This window comes from uncultured Barnesiella sp. (assembly GCF_946496565.1).
Lineage (GTDB): Bacteria > Bacteroidota > Bacteroidia > Bacteroidales > Barnesiellaceae > Barnesiella > Barnesiella merdigallinarum.
Map to the genome: position 1 here is coordinate 1 of NZ_CAMMHD010000033.1, position 4,327 is coordinate 4,327.

Sequence of the window (4,327 nt, forward strand, 5' to 3'; positions counted from 1 at the left end):
GCTCTTCAGGTTGGACTTGAACCAACGACCCTCTGATTAACAGTCAGATGCTCTAACCGACTGAGCTACTGAAGAAGATGTCATTCCTTAAAAATGCGATGCAAAAGTAATGGGTTATTTCCAATTATGCAATATATTTGCAAAAAAAATTTTTCCGCAAATGAGGATAGTAGGATTGGGAAACGCACTGACCGATGTGCTGGCACGTTTGCATTCCGACTCGTGTTTCGAGGAGATGGGCCTTTTGAAAGGGGGTATGCAACTGATTGACGAGGAGCGTCTGTTGAAAATCATGGCGGTCTTCGAAGGGCTGGAAACCACGTTGGCTTCGGGTGGCTCGGCTGCCAATGCCGTATCGGGTGTGACCCGTATGGGTGTGTCGGGTGGTTTCATCGGCAAGATCGGGCGCGATGCCTATGGGCGTTTCTTCCGTGAAGATATGGAGCGTAACGGGGTGAAAACTTCGTTGATTGAGAGTGACCAGGCTTCGGGGTGTGCCATGACCCTGATTACCCCCGACGGCGAACGTACGTTCGGTACGTTTCTGGGTGCCGCCTCTACGCTGAGTGCCGACGAGCTTACCCCCGAGATGTTTGCCGGGTACGACCTGCTTCACATCGAGGGCTATCTGGTACAGGACGAAGCCCTCATTCTGCGGGCCGTGCAACTGGCCAAGGAGCTGGGGTTGCAGGTCTCGTTCGATATGGCGAGCTACAACGTCGTGAAAGAGAATTACGCCATCATCCGTACTTTGGTCGAGAACTATGTCGACATCCTTTTTGCCAACGAAGAGGAGGCCATGGCCTATACGGGCGAGGAGCCGCGGCAAGCTGTCGAGACACTGGCCCGCTGCTGCAGGATTGCGGTGGTCAAGTGCGGTGCGCAGGGGTCGTTCGTTGGTTGCGGCGATAGCATTGTCGAGGTACCGGCTACGCCCGAGGTACGCATCGATTCTACCGGGGCCGGCGATCTCTATGCTTCGGGTTTCCTCTACGGCCTGTCGCAACACTGCTCGCTGTACGTTTGCGGCGAGATAGGTTCGTTGTTGGCCGGCCGGGTCATCAAGGTAATCGGTACCAAGATGAGCGATGAGATATGGGATGAAATAAAGTTAAAAGTGGCCGCCTTGATTGCCGGGGACCGGTCGCATTGACTATCTTCGTAAAGCTAAGACAAAACAGAGAGTGATGAGAAAAATACATTTGGTTTTAGGAATCGCCTGTGCGCTGACCCTCGTGGCAGGGAGCGTGAGTGCGGCACCGGCCGGAAAATCGGATCGGAGGGATTTCGAAGTTTCGCGTAATCTCGATATATTCAATGCACTGTTCAAGGAGTTGAACCTCTTTTATGTCGATACCATCAATGCCGAAAAGGCGATTGGCGACGGGGTGAATGCCATGTTGGGCCGGCTCGACCCCTATACCGAATATATCCCCGAGAAGGAGAAGGACGATTTCTTCTTCTCTACCACCGGCGAGTATGCCGGCATAGGTTCGCTCATTATGGAGCGCGACAAGGCGGTCTACATATCGGAACCCTACGAAGGGATGCCTGCCCAATTGGCCGGTCTGCGCCCGGGCGACAAGATTGTGATGATCAACAACGATTCGGTGGCCGGCTGGAGCAGCTCGAAGGTGAGCGAACGGCTGAAAGGTCCGGCCAATACCAAGTTGAAGGTGACCGTAGAGCGGCCGGGTGTCGAGGGGCTTCTCTCCTTCGACCTGACCCGCAAAAAGATACAGATGCCCGCCGTACCCTACTACGATGTGGTGTGCGACAGTGTGGGCTACATCTACCTGAGCAGTTTTACCGACTCGGCCGCCGATGAGGTGAAACGGGCTCTGCAAGAGCTGAAGCGTCGGGGCATCACCTCGCTGGTGCTCGACCTGCGAGGCAACGGCGGCGGTATACTCGAGCAGGCCGTGCAGATTGTCAACCTGTTTGTTCCCAAAGGGGTAGAGGTGCTCTCGACCCGGGGACGCAACAAGAAGATGGACAAGATCTACAAGACCACCCAAGAGCCGGTCGATGAAAAGATACCGCTGGCCGTACTGATCGATGGCGGTACCGCCTCGTCGTCGGAGATTGTAGCCGGTTCGCTGCAAGACCTCGACCGGGCCGTAATCGTGGGTTCGCGTTCGTATGGCAAAGGGCTGGTACAGTCTACCCGTCCATTGCCCTATAATGGCATGCTCAAGGTGACGATTGCCCGCTACTATATCCCCAGCGGCCGCCTTATCCAGGCTATCGACTACTCGCACCGCAACCCCGACGGCAGCGTGGCCCGTATCCCCGACAGTCTCACGCACGAGTTCAAGACGGCTCACGGCCGCATTGTGCGCGACGGTGGCGGCATCAAGCCCGATGTAGAGACTTCGGTCGAGCGTCGGGGCAACATCGGCTACTACCTGATGCGCGATTTCTATTTCTTCGACTTTGCCAACCAATACGCCGCCCGTCACGATACGATTGCCCCCGTCAAGGAGTTCGTATTGCCCGACTCGGTCTATAACGAGTTTAAGGCCTTCGTGAAGTCGAAGAATTTCAAATACGACAAGCAGAGCGAACGCATCCTCTCCGACTTGAAGGAGGTAGCCAAGTTCGAGGGCTATTTCGACGAGAAGACCCAGAAGCAGTTCGAGGCGCTGGAGGCCAGTTTGAATCACGACCTGGACCGCGACCTGGAGACTTTCCGCGACGAGATAAGCCAGTTGCTCTCGATTGAAATCGTGAAGCGATATTACCACCAGAAGGGCGAAATCATCGAGTCGATCAAGGACGACAAGGATTTGACCGAGGCCTGCTCGATTGTGAACGACAAGACCCGCTATGGCCAGATTTTGAACCTCACCGGGAAGCACTGATAGTTTCCGGACCTATACATCGGATACAACAAAGGCGATGAAATCGAATTTCATCGCCTTTGTTGTATGTAGATAATCAACGCAGCTTACACGTTGAAGCGGAAGTGCATGATGTCGCCGTCCTGCACCACATAATCCTTGCCTTCGATATACATCTTTCCAGCCTCTTTGCAGGCGTTTTCCGACCCGAGGGTGATGTAGTCGTCATACTTGATGACTTCGGCGCGGATAAAGCCTTTCTCGAAGTCGGTGTGGATGATGCCGGCACACTGCGGAGCCTTGCTCCCCTTCAGGTAGGTCCAGGCACGCACCTCTTGCGGTCCGGCGGTGAAGTAGGTCTCGAGGTTGAGCAGGCTGTAAGCGGCGCGGATGAGGCGCGATACGCCCGACTCCTTGAGGCCGATTTCGTTGAGAAACATCTGTCGCTCTTCGTAGGTCTCGAACTCGGCAATCTCCGATTCGGTCTTGGCGGCCACAATCAGTATCTGGGCATGCTCGTCCTTGACGGCTTCGCGTACCATATCGACATATTTGTTGCCCGATACGGCGCTGGCGTCGTCGACATTGCAGATGTACATCACTGGCTTGTTGGTGAGCAGGAAGAGGTCGTGGGCAATCTTCTGCTCGTCTTTGGTCTCGAAGGTGACCGTGCGGGCCGGTTTGCCCTGCTCGAGAGCCTCTTTGTAGCGGCTCAGCACTTCGTAGGCGATTTTGGCCGCCTTGTCACCGCCGGTCTGTGCCTGTTTCTGCACCTTGGCAATGCGCGATTCGATGGTCTCCAAGTCTTTGAGTTGCAGCTCAAAGTCGATAATTTCCTTGTCTCTTACGGGGTTTACCGAGCCGTCGACGTGTGTGATGTTGTCGTCGTCGAAGCAGCGGAGCACGTGCAGAATGGCATCGGTCTCGCGAATGTTGGCGAGGAACTTGTTACCCAGACCCTCACCTTTACTGGCCCCTTTCACCAGGCCGGCGATGTCGACAATCTCGACCGTCGTGGGGACGATGCGCTGGGGATGAACCAGTTCGGCCAGTTTGTTCAACCGCTCGTCAGGAACGGTAATCACTCCCACATTGGGCTCGATGGTGCAGAACGGAAAGTTTGCCGATTGCGCTTTGGCATTGGACAAACAGTTGAAAAGAGTCGATTTGCCCACGTTGGGCAGCCCGACTATACCACATTGTAAACTCATTCTATTGTGTCGTTTTGTTTATAATTCGTGCCTAAAGACTGGCATTGAACAGGCTGATGAGTGGACAATCGTCTGATTTACTGCAAGCTATCGAAGCTCTTAGGGGCGTTGCTCTCCCTCTTGTTGCAGACCTGTTCGGGCAGTCCCTGCAAAGATAGTGAAAGGTGAGAGCAAAGACAAACGGGAAAACTTGTTTTTCAAGTTTGGCTATGTCGAGTCGCATCCTATCTTCTACAAAGATAGTGAAAGGAGAGTGCAGAGACAAATGAAAAC

General features: G+C 54.3%; 3 protein-coding genes and 1 tRNA gene. 2 read left to right on the top strand and 2 right to left on the bottom strand.

Annotation, left to right across the window (positions count from 1 at the left end; genetic code table 11):
* Position 1: 1 nt before the first annotated feature.
* Positions 2 to 75, bottom strand: a tRNA-Asn gene (locus Q1K76_RS11815).
* An 85-nt stretch (positions 76 to 160) separates the two neighbouring features.
* On the opposite strand from Q1K76_RS11815, the gene Q1K76_RS11820 reads away from it, so the two are divergent.
* Complete coding sequence (locus Q1K76_RS11820) at positions 161 to 1,153, top strand: adenosine kinase (protein ID WP_300133646.1); 993 nt, start codon at positions 161 to 163, stop codon at positions 1,151 to 1,153.
* Positions 1,154 to 1,187: 34 nt separating this feature from the next.
* On the top strand, positions 1,188 to 2,864 hold the full coding sequence (locus Q1K76_RS11825) for a S41 family peptidase (RefSeq protein ID WP_300133649.1): 1,677 nt from the start codon (positions 1,188 to 1,190) through the stop codon (positions 2,862 to 2,864).
* An 86-nt stretch (positions 2,865 to 2,950) separates the two neighbouring features.
* Here Q1K76_RS11825 and ychF read toward each other — a convergent pair whose 3' ends face one another.
* The gene (gene ychF, locus Q1K76_RS11830) at positions 2,951 to 4,054 is read right to left on the bottom strand and encodes a redox-regulated ATPase YchF (RefSeq protein ID WP_087407859.1); all 1,104 of its coding nucleotides are present in this window, start codon (positions 4,052 to 4,054) and stop codon (positions 2,951 to 2,953) included.
* Positions 4,055 to 4,327 lie beyond the last annotated feature (273 nt).

Excerpts from the sequence above, each read along its gene's own strand:
- Q1K76_RS11820 (WP_300133646.1), top strand. The coding sequence starts at position 161 with ATGAGGATAGTAGGATTGGGAAACGCACTGACCGATGTGCTGGCACGT.
- Q1K76_RS11825 (WP_300133649.1), top strand. The coding sequence starts at position 1,188 with ATGAGAAAAATACATTTGGTTTTAGGAATCGCCTGTGCGCTGACCCTC.
- ychF (WP_087407859.1), bottom strand. The coding sequence starts at position 4,054 with ATGAGTTTACAATGTGGTATAGTCGGGCTGCCCAACGTGGGCAAATCG.